We start from the raw sequence: 17,866 nt of genomic DNA, 5'->3' as shown, positions 1-17,866 counted from the left end.
GGCGAACGGCGATGGCTCCGCCCTCCCTCCCCCAGCCTTTGGGCCGATTGCCTGGCGAACCCTCGTGGGACGACGACCAGTCATGGGACGACGACCGGGCGCGTGACCACTCGCCCGAGCACGCGTATCCCGGCACGCCCGGACACCGCCGCAGATCCGAGGTGTTCGGCCTGCCCGCGACGCCCGCCTCGGTGGGGCAGGCCCGGGAGAACGTGCGCGAGGTACTGGACGCGTGGGGCGCGGACCGCGAACTGTGCGGCGACGCCGTCCTGGTGGTCTCCGAACTCGTCACCAACGCGCTCACCCACACGGGAAGCGACCGCGTCGTGTGCCGTCTGGGCCTCGACGGCGTGAGGCTGCGTGTCGAGGTCGAGGACCAGAACCGAGGCAGGTCCTTCCCGGAGCGGCGGCAGCCGGACGCCGACGACCAGAACGGGCGCGGGCTCATGCTGGTGTGCGCGCTCTCCACCGACTGGGGAGCCGGACCGAGCACTCACGGTTCGGGGAGCGTCGTCTGGGCCGAACTGACCTGGCAGGCGGCCGGACCGGCCCCGGGAGCCGCCGGATCTCCGTCCCGGGAGGCGGACTCGCCCGCCCCGAAGCCCGAACGCCCGGTCCGTCCCGCGGAGTCGGCGGCGGGCGCGGATGCGCCCACCCAACACGCGGCCGGCGCACGGGCACCCGGAACCGGGCTCCTGGGCCGCCAGGCCGCGTCGTCGCGCGAGTCCGGTCCTCCGGTGGGCACGGTGTGTCCGGTGCCGGGTGCGGCCACGGCATCCCCGGACGGCGGCGTGCCGGGACTGGCGGTGGCGCTGACCGTCCCGGCGGCCCGCAGACCGGCGGTCACGTCCTCCCACGTCACCCGGCCCGTCTCCCGCTCGGCCGAAGGGCACCTGCCTCATGGAACTCCGGCACACCCGTGACCTACGGGCGCGCACTCCCCTCGTACCCCCTCCGCGAGACCCCCGGCCCGCGAGACTGACCCTGCCCGCCGGGCTGCCCGCCGTTCTGGGGTACGACGCGGTGGGGACCTCCCGGGAGCACGGCGAGCGCATCATGGAGTGCCTGCCCCGGGTGGGGTGCGTCTTCGCCCACGACGAGCTCTGGTGGTGGATCGTCCCCGCCGACTCCCACATCGGCGTCACCTGGCCCGTCGGCACCCTCTACGCCGTCGGCGCCCGCGTGGCCGAGCCGTCGTGCGCGCGCACCCGGTCCAGGGCCCGGCCCGGCGGCCCGCGCCTGATCCACGCCCCCGCCGGCGACTCGCCCTACACCCCGCCCATCCCGCTGTACTTCCTCGCCTGCCGCCTGGTCGGCAGCACCCCGCACTGGTCGCTGGGGTCCGCGAACTGACCGTCCCCGCCGTATTCTTGGACCGTGAGCGAGGAGCATGGCGGGGGAGCGGGAAGCCTGGGCGACCGGGCGGCCGAGGCGGACGGCACGGACAAGGGCGCCGGCAGGGCCGGGGACGGCATGGACGTCCTCGTCCTCGGCGGAGCCGGCGTGGACACGATCGTGTACGTGCCCGAGCTGCCGCTCCCGTTCGCCGACACCCACATGGTGCCCGCGATCGAGACCCGGGCGGGCCAGACCGGTGACTTCCTGGCGGTCGGTCTGCACGCGCTGGGCCTCAAGGTCCACCACCTCGACATGATCGGCGACGACCACGAGGGCGACCTGATCCGCGCGCTGCACCGCGACCGGGGCGTCCCGCTCACCGAGGTCCCGCTGCCCAGCGGCACCAGGCGCGCGGTGAACCTCGTCGCCCCGGACGGGCGGCGGCTCTCGCTGTACGACAGCACGCGCACCCGGGACGCGGACCGGCTGCCTCAGGACACCGTCCGGGCCCTCGCCGCGGACGCCCGGCACGTCCACGTCTCCCTCTCGCACCCGTGCGCCCACACCCTGCCGCTGCTGCGTGAGGCGGGCGTGACGATCTCGACCGACCTGCACGACTGGGACGGCGTCAACCCGTACCACGAGCCCTTCGCCCTCGCCGCGGACCTCGTCTTCGTGTCGGTCACCGCACTGCGGGACCCGGAGCGCACCATGCGGGAGATCGCCGACCGGGGCCGTGCCCGGGTGGTGGTCGCCACGGCCGGCGCCGACGGGGCGTACCAGCTCGTCGACGGCGAGCTCACCCACATCCCCGCCGTCACGCCCTCCGCCCGCGTCGTCGACTCCAACGGCGCCGGTGACGCCTTCGCCGCGGGCTACCTCTTCGGCCACCTCTCGGGTGAGCTCCCGAGGCGGTGCGGCCTGTACGGCGCCATCGCCGGCGCCCACGCCTGCACCGTCCCGGCCACCCTGACCGACCCCGTCCGGCGGGACGAACTCCTCGCCAGGGCGGCGAGGGCCGCCTGACGCTTCGGCAGCGGGCTCAGTGGCCAACCGCCCGGCGTGCTCAGTGGCCGATCGTCGCGTGGTGGGCCGTCGCCCGCTCCTGCGCCGCTTCCAGGACCGCCATGAGCACCATCGTGCTGGAGCGGCGGTCACGGACGTCGCAGAGGACGACCGGCGTGGAGGGGTCCAGGTCGAGGGCGTGGCGAACCTGTTCGATGGTGGCCCCACGGCGGCCGTCGAAGCAGTTGACGCCGACGGCGAAGGGGATCTCGCGCGCCTCGAAGAAGTCGATCGAGGGGAAGCACGCCTCCAAACGGCGCGTGTCCGCCAGGACGACGGCCCCCAGCGCACCGTCGGACAGGTCGTCCCACATGAACCAGAAGCGGTCCTGGCCGGGCGTGCCGAACAGGTAGAGCACCAGCTCGGGGGAGATGGTGATCCGCCCGAAGTCCATGGCGACCGTGGTGGAGATCTTCTTCTCCACACCGGCCAGGTCGTCCACGCCGACGCTCGCCGTGGTGATCCGTTCCTCGGTCTGCAGCGGCGCCACCTCGCTCACCGAGCCCACCATGGTGGTCTTCCCCACGCCGAATCCGCCCGCGATGAGGATCTTCAAGGCGGTCGGCATGACCGGCTCGGTGCTGACGGATCTCATCCATCACCCTTTCGACGTTTTCCACGCCCGGCCGCTCGCTCGGCGCGGGCCGGGACCGGACGGTTCACGCGTCCTGCACGTAGCCGAAGGGGGTCTCCTCGCGTGGCGCGGCGGACAGGTGTTTGCCGACCTGTTTGACCAGCGTGCCCATCTCGAAGGCCATCACCCCGACGTCGACCTCCTCGGAGGCGATGGCGGCGAGCCGCGCGCCCTGTCCCGCGGCGGTGACGAACAGGAACGCCCGCTCCATCTGGATGACCGTCTGCTGGACCTCTCCGCCGTGGAAGTGGCGCGCCACGCCCCGGGCGAGGCTGTGCATGCCCGAGCCGACCGCGGAGAGGTGCTCGGCGTCGCCCCGGCGGATGTCCTTCGACTTGCCGATGAGGAGGCCGTCCCCGGACAGTACGACGGCGCAGCGGATCTCCGGTATCCGTTCCACCAGTCCGTCCAGGAGCCAGTCCAGTTGGGGACCGGGTTGTACCTGCTCAGTCATTCCTGAATGTTCCTCACGGTCGGTCGGCGTCAGGGGTGCGCCGGTCAGGCGGCGCGTGGGGGGTGCGCCGAGTCGCGGGGGTGCCGGCGTGACGGGGTGCCGGGACGCGGGTCAGCGGTCGCCGGGGCCGGACGGTGGCGGTGGTGCTCCTCGGCCGTCTTCGAGGGCGGGCCCGCGCGCCTCTCCGTAGCCGTGCGGACTCCTGGACGCGGCCTCCGTGCGCAGCTGCCGGGCGAGGCTGGTTCCCCGGGGCCGCTGCGGCAGGACCGGGGGAGTGGCCGGCGGACCGGAACGGCCCTGTGCGAAGCCGCCGTGCGCGACGGCAGTGGCTTCGGCATCGAGTGCCGTGTCCCGGGGCGACGGGTGGTCCGCGAGGCCCGCGAGGTCCGCCGTACCGGCGGCCGGATCTCCTGGCACGGCGGACGGCACGACGAGCGATGACCGGAGATTCTGGCGGGAGGCGGACCGGTGACGTGTCCGCCAGTCGCGGGTGCCTGGCATCTGATTCCTCGTACGACAGCGAAACACTGGTGATGGTTGGGGCGTGGTGCGCCGTGCCCGTGATCCCCCGCGCGCGTCTTGACAGAGCCTTCGCACATGTCAGCGACCGGGTGAACCGTACCAGGCCGACGGCCCGCCGTCAGTAGTCGCCTGACCTCAACTGACAGGGTGGCCAGAGCAGTTGGTGAGCCGACCGAGGGCGGGACGAGGCGGGACGAGTCGGACGAGCGCGGACCCGACGGGACCGGTCGCGGTGACCGCGCCGAGGGGGGTCACTCCGCCGCCGGGCAGCGCGCCGACCGTGTCCATCAAAGATTTCACTTGTGCGGGTAAGTCGTGGATTCCGCGTATGACAGTGGAGTCCTGGTGAGGCACGGCGTCACGGACGGGGGCGCGGACCGTGAAGCCGCCCGCGGGAAAAGCGCTGGTGGGGCCTCCGTGGAGCCGTAGCGCGACCGGGTTCCCATGCCGTCGAGGTGTGTGCGTACGGCTTCGGAGCGGCCGCCTAGCCCGGCCGATATGTGGAGGGCTTGCATCCGGTTGTGGATCTTGTCTCCGGTGGCCGCGGAACGCCCCTTGTCGCCCTGCGGCGTGCCGCTGACCTGGCATCTCTCGCGATGCCCGGGCTGTTCGCCCTCCGTCGTGCCCGCCGTGATCGTTTGCCGGGCTGGTCCGGACGTCTGCCGTGCCGCTGCGTCAAGTCGCGGAAAATGGTGTGCAGTTAGGCGCCGTAATGGCCGAATCGAACCCCTGTGCGCACTTTGACGGTCCACAGGTCGAGACCTCTGTCATGACACGTGGCTGACGCACGTTATCTTGGCCGAAAATCAATGGCCTACCAGTTCAAACATGAACAAGGAGCGGGAGTGTGAGGGTCGGTCAGTGCTCGCCCCGGGTCACTGGCGAACCGGGGAGTACGTCCCTGGTGGTCGAGCCAGTCGCTTCCCTCGGCCAACTCGTCAGGACCGGTCGAACTCGGTCCGAAAGGTATCACAATGTGGACAACCGATCTTCCGTATCTCACATTCTCGCGTCGGTTTCAACGGCTTGGGTTTCAGCCAAACCACCTAAACGATCTTGGCGCTGACGGTCGATTTGTAGACCATATTGGCGTCGGCCAGCCCCAACCAGGAAGCACTGCCCGACGTACAGCCTCCGCGCCGCTCTGGGCGCGGTGAAGCGCGGAGAAGGGCTTGTCGTGGAACACGTCTTCACCACCCAGGACCACGAGGATCTACGACAGCGCGTACGCGAGTTCGCAGAGCGCGACGTGCGACCGCTCATACCGGAGATGGAAGCCTCCCGCACCGCGACGGTCGAACTGTCCCGGCTGATAGCCAAACAGGGCTGGATCGGTGCCACGATCGACCCGTCGTACGGCGGCATGGGCGCGGGTCACCTTGCAAAGACCATCATCATCGAGGAGCTCTCCCGGGTCAGCGGCGCGATGGGCGCCATGGTCCAGGCCTCCCAGTTGGGCGTCGCCAAAATCATTCACTTCGGCAACGAGGCCCAGAAGCGGGAGTGGCTGCCCCCCGTGGCCGACGGGCGGATCCTGCCCACGATCGCCGTCACCGAGCCGGTCTCGGGCGGGTTCGTGACCGACATGGAGAGCACGGCCGTCCGGGACGGCGACGACTACATACTGAACGGGCGCAAGGTCTTCGTCGGCAACAGCCACGTCGGGGATCTGCACGGCGTCGTCGTGCGCACCAGCGCCGGCTCCAACGGCCTCACCGCGTTCCTCGTCGAAGCGGACCGGCCCGGCTTCTCCCTGGCGCCGCAGGTGCCCTCCATGGGGCTGCACGGCTTCAGTTTCGGGGAGCTCATCTTCGACAACTGCCGGGTGCCGGTGGCGAATCGTCTCGGCAAGGAGGGGCAGGGCCTCGCCGTCGCCTACTCCTCGTCGATTCTCTACGGCCGGCCCAACCTGACCGCGGTCTCCCTGGGGATCCACCAGGCCGTCCTCGAGGAGACGGCCGCGTACTGCCAGGAAGTGTTCCGGCGGAGCAAACCCCTCGGGCAGCTGCCCAACATCAAGCTCAAGCTGGGCAGGATGCTCCAGAGGCTGACGCTGGCCCGGCAGAGCGCCTACCTGGCCGCGCACCTGCTGGACCAGGGGCGGCCCTGCGACGTCGAGCTCATGACCGCCAAGCTCTTCAACGTCGAGTCCTCCATCGAGTCGGCCCAGGAGGCCATGGAGATACACGCCGCCGCCGGGCTGTTCACCGACAGGCCCATCGAGCGGTACCTCCGCGACGCCCTCCACATCTACGCGCCCGCCGGCACGTCCGACATCCAGTGCCTGCGGCTCGGCGAGTTCGCCCTCGGCGAGAACAAGGGACAGTGGTCCCAGCGCCTCGCCGACCTCGTACGCAACCCGCGGTCCGTCCCCCTGAGGACGCGGCCGGAGGCCGTCGGGGAGCTCGTCTAGGGGCAGAGCCGAAGGCCGGACCAGGGGGAGGGTGGGGGAGCCGGCCCAGAGGCACAGAGGCACCAGAGGCACCAGAGACAGATGAGCCGCGGGCACCGTGACCGTGCCCGCGGCTTCGTCTTCCGGTAGCCGGTCGTCCTCCCTCTTCCCGGGAGGCGCCAGCGGCCTCCGGGTCACATGCTGCGGCCCTCCGCCCTGGCCTGGACCCAGTCGGACATCTCCTGGGCCATGCTCTTGATGATCTCCAGGCGCTGCCGTCCCCACGGCCGGGCCTCGGTGTCGACGACGCAGATCGTCCCGAGGTTGATCCCCTCCAGCGTGTCCGCCAGGGGCGCCCCCATGTAGGAGCGGATGCCTATCTCGTCCACGACCGGGTTCCCGGCGAACCGCGGGTAGTCGCAGACGTCGTCGAGCACCAGCGCCGCGGTCCGCTTGACCGTGTGCGGGCAGAAGCCGTGGTCCAGGCCCATCTCCCGGCCCACGGGAGGAGCCTGGTCCTGCACCGACCGCTGCTCCACGTTCACCGCTCCGGCGTCGGGCGTGTAGAGCCCCGCGAAGAACTGACGCCGGTGGTCGATGAAGTTCACCATCGCGAACGGCGCGTCGAGTTCCGTGGCGAGCCGGCGCGCGAACTCGTCGAACTCGGGCAGGGCGGTGCTCCCGATCCCGAGCTGGGCGAGCCGGGCGGCCCGGTGCGGGCCGGCCGGGTCCTCGGGGGTCAGCAGCAGGCGGTCGAGCGGCTCGTACGTGGTGTAGGGGTCTGGGCTGTGCATGTGAACTCCGTTCGGTATCGGCTGGGTCGAGCAGGCGTCAACGGACCACGTTGGCCTCCTGCGCCCCGGAGCCGTAGGTCAGGCTGAGCAGGTGCTCGACGAGGGTGAGGAGCACGCCCGTGCTGGAGCTGCACTGCCGGGCGTCGCAGAAGACGACGGGCGCGTCGGACTTGAGGCCGATGGCCTGGCGCACCTCCTCGTCGGTGTACCTGTAGGCACCGTCGAACTCGTTCACCCCGACGACGAACGGGATTCCGCGCAGTTCGAAGAAGTCCACCGCGGGGAAGCACGCGTCGAGTCTGCGGGTGTCGGCGAGAACGACTGCTCCCAGCGCGCCGTCGGACAACTCGTCCCACATGAACCAGAACCTCTCCTGCCCGGGTGTGCCGAACAGGTAGAGGACGTGTTCCGAGTCCAGGGTGATGCGCCCGAAGTCCATCGCCACGGTGGTCGTGGACTTCTCCTCCACGCCGTCGAGGCTGTCCGTGCGGGCGCTGATCGTGGTGATGACCTCTTCGGTGTTCAGCGGAGCGATCTCGCTGGCCGCCCCGACGAAGGTCGTCTTGCCGACCCCGAACCCTCCGGCTATGAGGATCTTCAGGGCGGTCGGGAAGTGGTCAGAGCCGCGCGCGAAGACCATCGAGCACCGCCTCCAGAGTCTCTCGGTTGGCGGCGGTCGCCGCCTCAATGACACGTGGCGCCCTCGCGGAGAGCGCCTCCTGCTGTACAAGGTCGGACAGGAGGACCTTGGTGACGGCGACCGGGAGTTTCATGAGGGCCGCCAACTCGACCACCGACACGGGAGTGCTGCACAGGCTGAGCACCGTGTCGTGGTCGGGGCCGAGATCGGCGGACGGCCGTACACCGGTGGACATCACCAGGGTGAGCATGTCGAAGTGCGTCGAGGGCCGAGTGCGTCCATTGCTGACGGTGAAGGGCCGGACCAGGCGTCCGGCCTCCTCGTCCAGGAACATCTCGTCCGGCTCGTCCGGCATGTTCAGTTCCCCGCCCCGGAGGACGTGATGGTCGGCCGGCGCGCCGGGGTGGCGAGGAACGGCTGCACGGCACGGATCAGCATGCCCATCTCGTAGCCGAGCGTCTCCGTGTGCGTCGTCGCGTCAGCCGTGACCGCGAGCACGGCACCGTGGCCCGCCGAGGCCACGATGAGGATGCCGTTGTTCAGCTCCACCACGACCTGGCGTACGGCGCCGCCGCCGCCCAGGATCCGGTCCTGGCCGTAGGAACGGCCCAGTGAGTTGAGCCCGGAGGCTATCGCGGCGAGTCGGTCGGCGTCGTCGCTGGCGAGGTCGGCGTGGGCTTTCCTCAACCCGTCGGAGGAGAGGAGCAGCACCTGCCGCGTACCCGGCACGGTCTTCTTCAGGTTCTCCAGCAGCCAGTCGACGTTCTGGCCGGTGGGGTGGCTATCGCTCACCATGGTGCGGTTCTTCTCCTTGAGATCGATACGAGTCCCAGCGTGAGTCGCCCCCAGGACTCACGTCGGACGAGGTGCCGGCGAGGTCCATCCCCCGGTTGATTCCGGCCAGGAGGCCGGGGTTGAACCCGGGCTCCTCCGCGGCCTCCTCCTGTCGGGAGAGAGGACCGCCTCGGAGCTCCGGCGCGAGGTGGCTCTGCGGGCGGCGCTGCGGCAGCACGGGCCTCGGCTGCTGGGCGGACCCGTGCGATGCCGGAATCCCGGCACCCGCGGACGGGCTCTCACGCCGGCTTTCGAAGCGGGCCTGAGCCATCGCCGGCCGGGGAGCCGAGGGGGGAGGAGCCACCGGCTGCCGCATCTGCGGCTGCGGTTGCGGCTGTTGTCGCGGGGCGGCCTGCGTGCCCGGCGCGGACGAGGCGGCCCACGTCTGCTGCGGTGCGGCAGGCGCGGGTGCGGGTGCGGGCGGGGATACGGCCGCCGGACCGGGCTCCGCGGGCATCGCCTGGGCGGGCGCCTGGCCTTCCTCGGTGCCGAGCAACTGGTGCGGGAGCACCAGGATGGCCTGAACACCACCGTAGATGTTGCCGGTCAGCTTGACCGCGATGCCGTGCCTGCGGGCCAGCGACGAGACGACGAAGAGGCCGATGCGTCCGTCGGCGAGCAGCGTGGCGATGTCGACGTGACCCGGGTCCGCGAGCAGGGCGTTGATGCGGTCCTGGTCGTGCTGCGGAATCCCGAGGCCCCGGTCCTCGACCTCCACGGCGATGCCGGCCGTGACGCGTCGGGAGCGGAGCAGGATCTGGGTGTCCGGCTTGGAGAACGCCGTGGCGTTCTCGACGAGTTCGGCCAGGAGGTGGATGACGTCGGCGACCGCGTGACCGCGCAGGGTGCCCTCGATGGGCGGTACGAGCTTGACGCGCGAGTACTGCTCGACCTCGGCGATCGAGGAGCGCAGCACCTCGGTCAGCGTCACCGGGTTGGTCCACTGGCGCCGGGAGACCGCGCCGCCGAGCACCGCGAGGTTCTCCGCGTGCCGCCGGATGCGGGTGGCCAGGTGGTCGATGCCGAAGATGCGGCGCAGCAGGTCCGGGTCCTCGACCTGGTTCTCCAGGTCGTCCAGCTCACGGATCATGCGGTGGACCAGGGACTGCAGCCGACGGGCCAGGTTGACGAAGACCTCGACCTTGTCGTGGCTGTCCTCGGACGCGGACTCGGTGAGCCGCGCCGCCTGGACCAGGGCCTCCCGGGCGTTGTGCTGGGCCTCGGCGAGCTCGTACGTGAGCACCTCGCGCGGGTCCCCCGTGCGGGGAGCCGGATGGGTGAACACCCGTGGATGGAGCTGCTCACCCCGTTCGAGCGCGGCGAGTGCCTCGTCGAGCGGCCACTTGCCGCTGGTGATGGTCTGGCGCAGTGCGGCGTAGTGCCGCGCCTCCCTGCGGGCCTGGGAACGGGCGGAGGAGACGGCGGCGGCTATGCAGCCGCACCCGAGGGCGGCGGCACTGGCCACGATGCCCCAGGTGGTGGCGTCGACAGCTCCCTGCTTCAGGTGCAGCACGAGGGAGGTGACGGCGGCGGTCGCCGTCGCTCCCACGAGCGAGGCGGGGAGAACAGCGAGCCGGACCAGACGGGATCGCACCTCGGGGGAGGGCGCGGGCTCCGAAGAGGGCGACTTGCCGTGCCGGTTGCGGGGCGGAGGCGTCGCAGTGGCCGGCCGACCGCGTTCGGGGCTTATGTCGTAGGGCGGGGGTTCAGGCATCGGAGTCCTCTCGATCAGCCAGTACGCGACAGAGTAGCGAAAGACGTCAACCATCTGACCAGCCGCTCAAGTTGCTCCTGGAAGGGATTTTCACTTGAACAGGCATCAATCGCGACGAGGCCGGGACGGGTTCCGTGGGCTCCTTACAGGGAGTCACCCGACACGTCGTCATCAGGACCCTGAAGCGAACAACTTCAGCCACGGGATCAGCCGTTGGACCCGGGGGAACGCACAGTCGCACAGTGTGCACAGCGGCTACCGTTAACATTCACAGCGCGTCAGCGGCCCGGCGGTCGGCCCCGCATCCCCAACCACGCGAACCCGCAGTCCAGTCGAGGCCTGGGAGACGTCTCCCGCCAGTGCCTGCCGCTCCTCACGCCGTGATCGGCGTCGTCCGGTGAAGACACGTGTCACCGGCGAGGGAACTGCCTATGCTGGGGCCAAGATTTCGAATTTCGCGGAATGCTGGAGGGGCCGGGGTGGGGGACTTGGGTCCGGGCGGTGAACGGTCCTTGCGGAGCGAACTCGACCGGGGGATCGGGCACTACATGGCTTCGGTCGCGGAGCATCTGCTGGCCGAAGGACTGCCGGTGAGCAGCATCGCTGTTTACAGTGACTTCACCGACGAGACACAGAACAGTCACCAGAAGGACGTCGAGGGTTCGATCTACTTCACGAGCAGGTTCGAGACAGCCCTGCTGGGCGGCCCGGGGACCGCGCAGCTCCACTGGTGTGCGGTGTCCGGCTGGTGTCTTGTTCTGATGCCCGGCACCCCGTCCGCCGGGGGACGGAGCTTCCGCTGGCTCGGGGAGGGGCTGTGGCCCGTGCGGGAGGCAGTCGCACGCTTCGTCCTCACCATGCGGGCCGATCCCCGCAGCAAGAGCAGCGAGCGTCCTCTGTACCGCTCGCCGGGGGCGGACCTGGAGGGCCTCGCCGACCGTCTGATGATGTTCGTGCCCGAGCCGGACTCCCCGGGCAAGGGCGACTACCTGTACCGGTTCGCCCGGCGGCTCAGCGAGACCTACCGGGACCGGATCGGTGAGGCGCTGCTGGCGCCGCAACAGGACCGGGTGCAGGTCGTGCTCGCCAGCGGCGAGTTAGAGGCGCTCAGGCTGATGTCGGACTTCGTCGAGGCCACCGAGGTCGTCTCCGAGGGCGGTTCCCGGGCGTTGCCCCCCGGGCCCGGCTCGCTCGCCCATCTGATGGCGAACGATCTGACACGGCGTGGCCAGCACAGCGACAACCCCCATGACGCCGCCGACACCTACCGAGAGGCTCAGGACCGGGCCATCGCGGACCGCAACAGCTTTGAGGGCCTGTCCAACTGAACCGGGGACCCGGGCTTCGGCGTGGCGAGCCCGCGCGGGCACGCCGAGGGGAGAGCGGAAGCGGAAGGAAGCTGTCCGAAAGGCGTCGCCCCCACCCGGCGTGCGATCGGCTCAGCGCGAGCGGTACCGCATCTCGCGCGGACTCACGCCGTACCGCTGGCGGAACGCCGTGCTCAGCGTGCTCGCCGAGGAGAAGCCCGAGGAATGGGCCAGGTCCGTGATCGTCATGTGCTCGCAGTCCGCGCACTGGAGGCGGTCACGGACCAGCCGCAGGCGCTCCTCGCGGATCAGGTCCCGCGGCGTGGTACCCACGCGCTGCAGGGCGAGCTGTATCTGGCGCAGCGACCAGCCCAGGGCGCGCGCCATCGACGTACCCGTGAGGCCGGGGTCGGAGGCGTGCTCGCGTACGTAGCGGCGGACCATCGCCTCGACCTCGCCCAGATGGCCCGGCGCGTCGGGCCGGTCGTCCCCGGCGGCGAGCATGCAGACCAGTTCGACGATGCGGTCGGAGACGGCGTTGAACTGCGGGTCGGTGAGGCGGTCGCGCTCCTCGTACAGGTCGCTCAGCATGGAGCGCACGATCCGGCCGAGCCCGACGGTGAGGTCGAGGCCGGTCGCCACCGGTGACCGGCGGTTCAGCGGGCCGTCCACCTCGTGGGCCGGGATGGTGAGGATGAACGCCTGTGTGTCCGCGTCCTGGAGGCACTGGAACGGCTCCCCGAACGTGACCAGCGTGCCGGTCCCCGGCGTGAGCCTGGCCTCCTGGCCGTCCTGCCGCAGCACGATCTCCCCGCGCACCGGGAGCAGCAGACGGTAGTCCTCGTCGGGATCCTGCCGTACCTGATGCGGCGTCCGGCTGTACTCGATCTCGTCCGAGGCGTACTTGACGAGTTGATAGGCCCCCGTGCGCTGACGGACGGCCTCCCCGCGGAAGTTGTCGGTGCGGGCGTACCTGAAGCCCATCCGGGACTGGTACGTCCCGATGCGCTCTCTCCAGAATTCGGCGCGCTCGCGCGGATGCACCTCTCCTGTGGTCTGCGAATCGACGGTATAGCTTCCCGCGGGCAACGATCCCCCTTCGCGGTGATGAGTCCCGACGGTTTCATACATGCTGTTCTGTACGGTTCGGCACCGTGTTCCGTTCGCCTGCGCCGGTCGTTACTGAGGGAAACCCTAGTGGTGCCGTCGGTTGCCATGGGCGACCGTCAGCCACCGCGCATGCGGGGACTGGGTGCCGCGCGCCCGCGTACGCCGCTCGCACCAGTTGTGCGCCCCAGGGCAACTTCTCTGCGCGTCACGGAAAGTGTGCGCGCCGTCGCACAACTACCATCAGCGGTTCCGCCCACTCATGCCCATCCGTGGCGACGTGAGGACATGGCGAACTGTGGACGTGACGTAAGGACTTGTGACCTCATGACCGAGCCCATACCGGAGGCGGTGACCTGGGGCCTGGCCGCACTGCTGGTGGCCACCGCCGTACTTCTGGTGCGTCAGCACGGGATCACCCGCCGGCAGCGCGGACGCGGCGCGGATCTCGCGGACGGACTGCGCGCCCGGGACGAGGCGCTGCGCCATCTGGTCCTGGTCCGTCTGCCGGCTCTCGCGGACTCCCCGCACCGGTCCGCCCCCGGCCCCCTGGACGCCCGCCTCGCCGACACGGAGTTCGCCAAGGGCCTCGAAGAGGTCCTGGTCCGCTTCTCCGGCGCCGTCGACCACGCACAGGCCCGCGCCGACCAGTCCGCGAAGGCCGCGCTGAAGGCGTCGATGCGCTCCATCCAGGCCCTCGCCAACGAGCAGCAGGTCTCCATCTCCGAGATGCAGGACCGGCACGACCGTCCCGACGTGCTGCGCGACCTGTTGGAGATCGACCACACCAACGCCCAGTTCGGGCGTCGCGCCCAGGCCATCGCCGTGCTGTGCGGCTCCTGGCCGGGCCGCCAGCGCGCGACCTCGCCGCTGGTCGAGGTCGTCCGCGGCGCGACGTCCCGCATCCGCGACTACCGGCGCGTCCGCGTCACCGGCCAGGTCGACATCGCCGTGGAGAGCCGCGCGGTGGAGCCGGTCGTCCTCGCCGTCGCCGAACTCCTCGACAACGCGGCCCGCCACTCGCAGCCCAACACCAACGTCGAGGTCAACGTCCAGGTCGTGCACAACGGCGCGTGCGTGGTCGTCGACGACGCCGGCGTCGGCATGGACGGGCAGGCGGTCGAGCGCGCGGGTGAGCTGCTCAGCGGGCGCCGGGCGGTGGACGTGACCCGCCTCGACGACCCGCCCCAGTTCGGCTTCGCCGTCATCGGGGTGCTTGCCCGGCGCTACGGCTTCAACGTCTCCGTGGACACGCGCTCGCCGTACGGCGGTGTCCGCGCCGTGGTGTTCGTGCCGTCGGCCCTGCTGACCCACGTCGAGACCCCGGCCCCGAAGCCCGCTGTCACCGAGCCCCCGGCGCCCCGCGGGCCCGCCCCGGCGCCCGAACCCGCCCCCGCGCCCGAACCGGCCCCCGCGCCCGAACCGGCCCCCGCCCCCGTTGCCGAGCCCGCTCCCGCTGCCATGCCCGCTCCCGAGCCCGCCTCCGCTGCCATGCCCGCTCCCGGGCCCGCCTCCGCTGCCATGCCCGAGCCCGAGTTCGCGCCGCGTCCGGCGGAGCCCGCGGGCACCACGGTGGGCGGTCTGCCGAAGCGGCGCCGCCGTACCCCGTCGAAGCCGGCCGCCGCCCCCTCCGCGTCCGCACCTTCCGCGTCATCCTCCACCGGGGCCGCCTCCACCGGGGCCGAGGACACCCCGGCCCGCTCGCCCGAGGAGAACGCCCGCATCATGGGCGCCTTCGCCCGCGGCACCCGCTTCGGCCGCGAGGCGGGCGAACGCGCGGCCGGCGAGGAACTGCGGGAGAACGCGGCGGCGGAGCCGGGACGGCCCGACCCCGAGCCGCCGGCGGACCGGTACGCGTTCTCGTGGGAGACCTCGCGCGACCAGGACCGGGACGAGGACACCGCTGCCGAGCGCGCGCCGGAGGCCGTACGCCCCGAGCCCGCTCAGGTGACGGACCGCCACGAGCCCGTGCCCGACCGGCCCGACACGATCTCGGACCGCTACGACTTCGCTCGTGACGACGTCGAGCCCGCGCGGAAGGCGCCGCGGTATGAGCCCGTGTGGGAGGTCCTCGGCAAGGAACCGGAGCCGGAGCGCCACACCGGAGCCGTACGGGACGAGCCCGGCCCGCGAGAAGCCGCCGAAGCCGCCGAAGCCGCGCACGTGACGCCCCACGACGACGAAGGGACCCCCCACGCATGATCGAGCCCACGACCAACGAGCTGGGCTGGATGCTCGACGAGGTGCTGAAGGTGCCCGAGGCGCGGCACGCGATCCTGCTCTCCGCCGACGGCATGCTGCGTGCCCACTCCGCCCACATCGGCCGCGACGACGCCGAGCGGCTGGCCGCGGGGCTCGCCGGGGTGCAGTCCATCAGCCGGAGCACGGCCGAGTTCTGCGGTACCCCGGGCACCCCGTGGCGCCAGACGCTGATCGAGTTCGGGCACGGCTTCGTCTTCCTCGTCGCCGCCGGTGAGGGCGCCTACCTCGCGGTCTCCACCGGCGAGCACGTGGACATGGAGGCCGTCACGTACCGCATGCACAAGCTGGTCGACCGGCTCGGCAAGGAGCTGACCAGCCCGGCCCGGGTGGACACCGGCAGCCACGCATGACCCCTCGGCGGCGCCCCCCGGAACGACTGGTGAGGTCGTACGTCGTCACGGACGGCCGCGCCTTCCCGTCCCGCAACACCCTGGACCTGGTCACGATGGTGGTCACCGGCGAGGACCTGCCGCTGACCGGTCTCAGTCCGGAGAAGCGCCGGGTGGTGGAGCTGTGCCGCCCCGGCGCCCTGTCCGTCGCCGAGGTGGCGGGGCATCTGACGCTGCCGGTCAGCGTCACCAAGGTGCTGGTCGCCGACCTCATGGACAGCGGCCACCTCGTCACCCGGGCCCCCTTCGTCCCGGTGAACCCGGCGTCCAACATCCGCATCCTCGAGGAGGTCCTCGATGGGCTCCGCGCCCGCCTCTGACGCCCCGTCCGACGTCTATCTGCGGCCCACCGTGAAGACGGCGGCCAAGCTGCTGGTCGTCGGCCACTTCGCGGTCGGCAAGACCACCTTCGTCGGCGCGCTCTCCGAGATCCGGCCACTGCGCACCGAGGAGGTCATGACCCAGGCGGGCGCCCTGGTCGACGACCTGGCCGGGACACGCGACAAGACGACCACCACGGTCGCCCTCGACTTCGGCCGGCTCACCCTCAGCGACCACCTGGTGCTGTACCTGTTCGGCACGCCCGGCCAGCAGCGCTTCACCCAGCTGTGGCAGGACATGACCCGGGGCGCCCTCGGCGCGCTCGTCCTCGCGGACACCCGTCGGCTCGACCAGTCCTTCGACGTCATGGGCGTCCTGGAGGAGCTGGAGCTGCCGTACGCGGTCGCCGTCAACCACTTCGACGGCGCGCCCCTGCACGAGCTGGACGAGGTCCGCGAGGCCCTCGATCTGCTGCCGGAGACCCCGCTCGTCCGCTGCGACGCCCGCGACGCGGAGTCGTCCACGCGGGCGTTGATCGCCCTCGTCGAGTACCTGATCGGCCGCACCGGCAGCAGCGAACTGGAGCACGCGTGACCTCCGTACCGCCCGTACCGCCCGTACCCTCCGCACCGCCCCCGGGCTGCCCGGCCCACGAGCCCCTGTACGGGCCCGAGTTCGCCTCCGATCCCTCCGCCGCCTACCAGCGGCTGCGGGCCAAGGGGCCGACCGCGCCCGTCGAACTCGCACCCGGTGTCCGGGCCAGGCTCGTCACGTCGTACGCCGCCGCCCTGCACGTCCTGCGCAGCCCGGAGACCTTCGCCAAGGACCCGCGCCGCTGGAACGACCTCGCCGACGGCACCGTTCCCATGGACAGCCCGGTCGTGCCGATGATGATGTACCGGCCCAACGCCCTGTTCACCGACGGCGAGGAGCACCGCCGGCTGCGCGGCGCCATCACCGACAGCCTGGCCCGCGTCGAGCCCAGCACCCTGCGCGGGTACGTCGAGCGCAGCGCCGACACGCTCATCGACCGGTTCGCGCCGACGGGGAAGGCGGACCTGCTCGGCGAGTACGCGCAGGTCCTGCCGCTGCTGGTGTTCAACCACCTCTTCGGCTGCCCCTCGGAACTGGGGGTCCGGCTGGTCGAGGGCATGTCCGGGATCTTCGACGGGGTGGACGCCGAGAAGGCCAACGAACTGCTGACGAACACGCTGATCGAGCTGGTCGAGCTGAAGCGGGCCCGGCCCGGTCACGACGTGACGTCCTGGCTGCTGGCGCATCCGGCGCGGCTCGCGGACGACGAGATGGTCCACCAGCTCGTCGTGCTCATGGGCGCGGGCACCGAGCCGCAGCAGAACCTGATCGCCAACAGCCTGCGGCTGCTGCTGTCCGACGACCGGTTCGGGGGCAGCCTGTCCGGGGGCAGCCTTCCGGTGGAGGACTCCCTCGACGAGGTGCTGTGGACCGACCCGCCGATGGCCAACTACGCGGTGCACTACCCCAGGCACGACGTCATGTACGAGGGCACGCTGCTCAGGGCGGGCGATCCGCTCGTCGTCAGTCTCGCCGCCGCCAACACCGATCCCTCCCTGACGTCCGATCAGCGGGCGGGCAACCGTGCGCATCTGGCGTGGAGCGCCGGTCCGCACAACTGTCCGGCGCAGAGTGAGGCTCGGCTGATCGCGGCGGTGGCGGTGGAGAAGCTCCTCGACCGGCTGCCCGACGTCGAACTCGCCGTTCCCGTGGAGGAGTTGGAGTGGCGGCCCGGGCCCTTCCACCGGGCGCTCGCCGCGCTGCCGGTGACGTTCCCGCCGGCCGCGGTCGGCGCGCCGTCCCCTGACGACGCCCCGGCGCCCCGGAGCGGGTCGGTGCCGGGCCCGTACGGCCCCGGCGCCGCGTACACGCTCCCCGCGACCGACCCGGTCCGCCCCCGGAGCGGCTGGGCCCGGCTGCTGGCGTGGTGGCGGGGCGAGTGACGCGACGGGGCGGTACGGGCCTTTCCTCGCCCCCGCCGCCCCTACCCGTCCCTTCCCCGGGGGGGCGCCCCCCCCCCCCCCCCCCAAAAAAACCCCCCCAAACCCCGGGGGGGGGCC

Annotated in this window: 18 protein-coding genes and 1 pseudogene; 11 read left to right on the top strand and 8 right to left on the bottom strand. The window is 71.4% G+C overall.

Features of this window, described 5'->3' with window-relative positions; genetic code table 11:
- Positions 1-47 precede the first annotated feature (47 nt).
- From AB0959_RS30955 to AB0959_RS30945, 3 genes are all read left to right on the top strand, one after another.
- A complete protein-coding gene (locus tag AB0959_RS30955; RefSeq protein WP_366829956.1) occupies positions 48-923 on the top strand; it encodes an ATP-binding protein in 876 nt (291 codons plus the stop codon).
- On the top strand, positions 901-1,353 hold the full coding sequence (locus AB0959_RS30950; RefSeq protein WP_366829955.1) for a hypothetical protein: 453 nt from the start codon (positions 901-903) through the stop codon (positions 1,351-1,353). Before AB0959_RS30955 ends, AB0959_RS30950 begins: the two co-directional genes overlap by 23 nt.
- Positions 1,354-1,473: 120 nt before the next feature.
- Complete coding sequence (locus AB0959_RS30945; protein WP_366830046.1) at positions 1,474-2,364, top strand: adenosine kinase; 891 nt, start codon at positions 1,474-1,476, stop codon at positions 2,362-2,364.
- A gap of 40 nt (positions 2,365-2,404) precedes the next feature.
- On the opposite strand, the gene AB0959_RS30940 is transcribed toward AB0959_RS30945, so the two are convergent.
- Together AB0959_RS30940 and AB0959_RS30935 are read right to left on the bottom strand one after the other, a co-directional pair.
- The gene (locus AB0959_RS30940; protein WP_366829954.1) at positions 2,405-2,998 is read right to left on the bottom strand and encodes an ATP/GTP-binding protein; all 594 of its coding nucleotides are present in this window, start codon (positions 2,996-2,998) and stop codon (positions 2,405-2,407) included.
- A 64-nt stretch (positions 2,999-3,062) separates the two neighbouring features.
- Complete coding sequence (locus AB0959_RS30935) at positions 3,063-3,491, bottom strand: roadblock/LC7 domain-containing protein (protein WP_366829953.1); 429 nt, start codon at positions 3,489-3,491, stop codon at positions 3,063-3,065.
- A 312-nt stretch (positions 3,492-3,803) separates the two neighbouring features.
- Here AB0959_RS30935 and AB0959_RS30930 point away from each other — a divergent pair, with 312 nt between their 5' ends.
- Entirely contained in the window at positions 3,804-3,932 is a 129-nt protein-coding gene (locus tag AB0959_RS30930; RefSeq protein ID WP_366829951.1) for a hypothetical protein, read from the top strand.
- A gap of 1,258 nt (positions 3,933-5,190) precedes the next feature.
- Positions 5,191-6,426: an acyl-CoA dehydrogenase family protein gene (locus tag AB0959_RS30925; protein WP_366829949.1), complete on the top strand. Its 1,236-nt coding sequence runs from the start codon at positions 5,191-5,193 to the stop codon at positions 6,424-6,426.
- Positions 6,427-6,599: 173 nt separating this feature from the next.
- Here the strand turns inward: AB0959_RS30925 and AB0959_RS30920 are convergent, their stop codons facing one another.
- Genes AB0959_RS30920 through AB0959_RS30900 form a run of 5 tightly spaced genes read right to left on the bottom strand, consistent with a single transcriptional unit; the run spans position 6,600 to position 10,387 of the window.
- Positions 6,600-7,199, bottom strand: coding sequence for a GAF domain-containing protein (locus tag AB0959_RS30920; protein ID WP_366829948.1), 600 nt, complete (start codon positions 7,197-7,199; stop codon positions 6,600-6,602).
- Positions 7,200-7,236: 37 nt separating this feature from the next.
- Positions 7,237-7,839, bottom strand: a complete 603-nt coding sequence (locus tag AB0959_RS30915) for an ATP/GTP-binding protein (protein WP_366829947.1) — start codon at positions 7,837-7,839, stop codon at positions 7,237-7,239.
- A complete protein-coding gene (locus AB0959_RS30910) occupies positions 7,817-8,194 on the bottom strand; it encodes a DUF742 domain-containing protein (protein WP_366829946.1) in 378 nt (125 codons plus the stop codon). Before AB0959_RS30910 ends, AB0959_RS30915 begins: the two co-directional genes overlap by 23 nt.
- Before the next feature lie 2 nt (positions 8,195-8,196).
- Complete coding sequence (locus tag AB0959_RS30905; protein WP_152776243.1) at positions 8,197-8,634, bottom strand: roadblock/LC7 domain-containing protein; 438 nt, start codon at positions 8,632-8,634, stop codon at positions 8,197-8,199.
- Positions 8,621-10,387, bottom strand: coding sequence for an ATP-binding protein (locus tag AB0959_RS30900; protein WP_366829945.1), 1,767 nt, complete (start codon positions 10,385-10,387; stop codon positions 8,621-8,623). The genes AB0959_RS30905 and AB0959_RS30900 overlap by 14 nt, the downstream gene beginning before the upstream one ends.
- A gap of 512 nt (positions 10,388-10,899) precedes the next feature.
- Here AB0959_RS30900 and AB0959_RS30895 point away from each other — a divergent pair.
- Positions 10,900-11,715, top strand: coding sequence for a hypothetical protein (locus tag AB0959_RS30895; RefSeq protein WP_366829944.1), 816 nt, complete (start codon positions 10,900-10,902; stop codon positions 11,713-11,715).
- Between the two features lie 111 nt (positions 11,716-11,826).
- Here AB0959_RS30895 and AB0959_RS30890 read toward each other — a convergent pair whose 3' ends face one another.
- Positions 11,827-12,783 (bottom strand): AraC family transcriptional regulator, encoded by a 957-nt coding sequence (locus AB0959_RS30890; protein WP_366829943.1) that lies wholly within the window; start codon positions 12,781-12,783, stop codon positions 11,827-11,829.
- A 345-nt stretch (positions 12,784-13,128) separates the two neighbouring features.
- On the opposite strand from AB0959_RS30890, the pseudogene AB0959_RS30885 reads away from it, so the two are divergent.
- The 5 genes and pseudogenes from AB0959_RS30885 to AB0959_RS30865 form a co-directional block, all read left to right on the top strand.
- Positions 13,129-14,568 (top strand): annotated as a pseudogene (locus AB0959_RS30885) (ATP-binding protein); the annotation flags it as partial.
- A gap of 431 nt (positions 14,569-14,999) precedes the next feature.
- Positions 15,000-15,413, top strand: coding sequence for a roadblock/LC7 domain-containing protein (locus tag AB0959_RS30880; RefSeq protein WP_366829942.1), 414 nt, complete (start codon positions 15,000-15,002; stop codon positions 15,411-15,413).
- On the top strand, positions 15,410-15,772 hold the full coding sequence (locus AB0959_RS30875; RefSeq protein WP_366829941.1) for a DUF742 domain-containing protein: 363 nt from the start codon (positions 15,410-15,412) through the stop codon (positions 15,770-15,772). The genes AB0959_RS30880 and AB0959_RS30875 overlap by 4 nt, the downstream gene beginning before the upstream one ends.
- Positions 15,750-16,367 carry an ATP/GTP-binding protein gene (locus AB0959_RS30870; protein ID WP_366829940.1) on the top strand — a complete coding sequence of 206 codons (618 nt, stop codon included), beginning with the start codon at positions 15,750-15,752 and terminating at the stop codon, positions 16,365-16,367. Before AB0959_RS30875 ends, AB0959_RS30870 begins: the two co-directional genes overlap by 23 nt.
- On the top strand, positions 16,364-17,749 hold the full coding sequence (locus AB0959_RS30865; protein WP_366829939.1) for a cytochrome P450: 1,386 nt from the start codon (positions 16,364-16,366) through the stop codon (positions 17,747-17,749). Before AB0959_RS30870 ends, AB0959_RS30865 begins: the two co-directional genes overlap by 4 nt.
- Positions 17,750-17,866: the final 117 nt, after the last annotated feature.

The organism is Streptomyces sp. NPDC046862 (assembly GCF_040704615.1).
Classification (GTDB): domain Bacteria; phylum Actinomycetota; class Actinomycetes; order Streptomycetales; family Streptomycetaceae; genus Streptomyces.
This window is presented reverse-complemented; position numbering and strand designations above follow the sequence as displayed.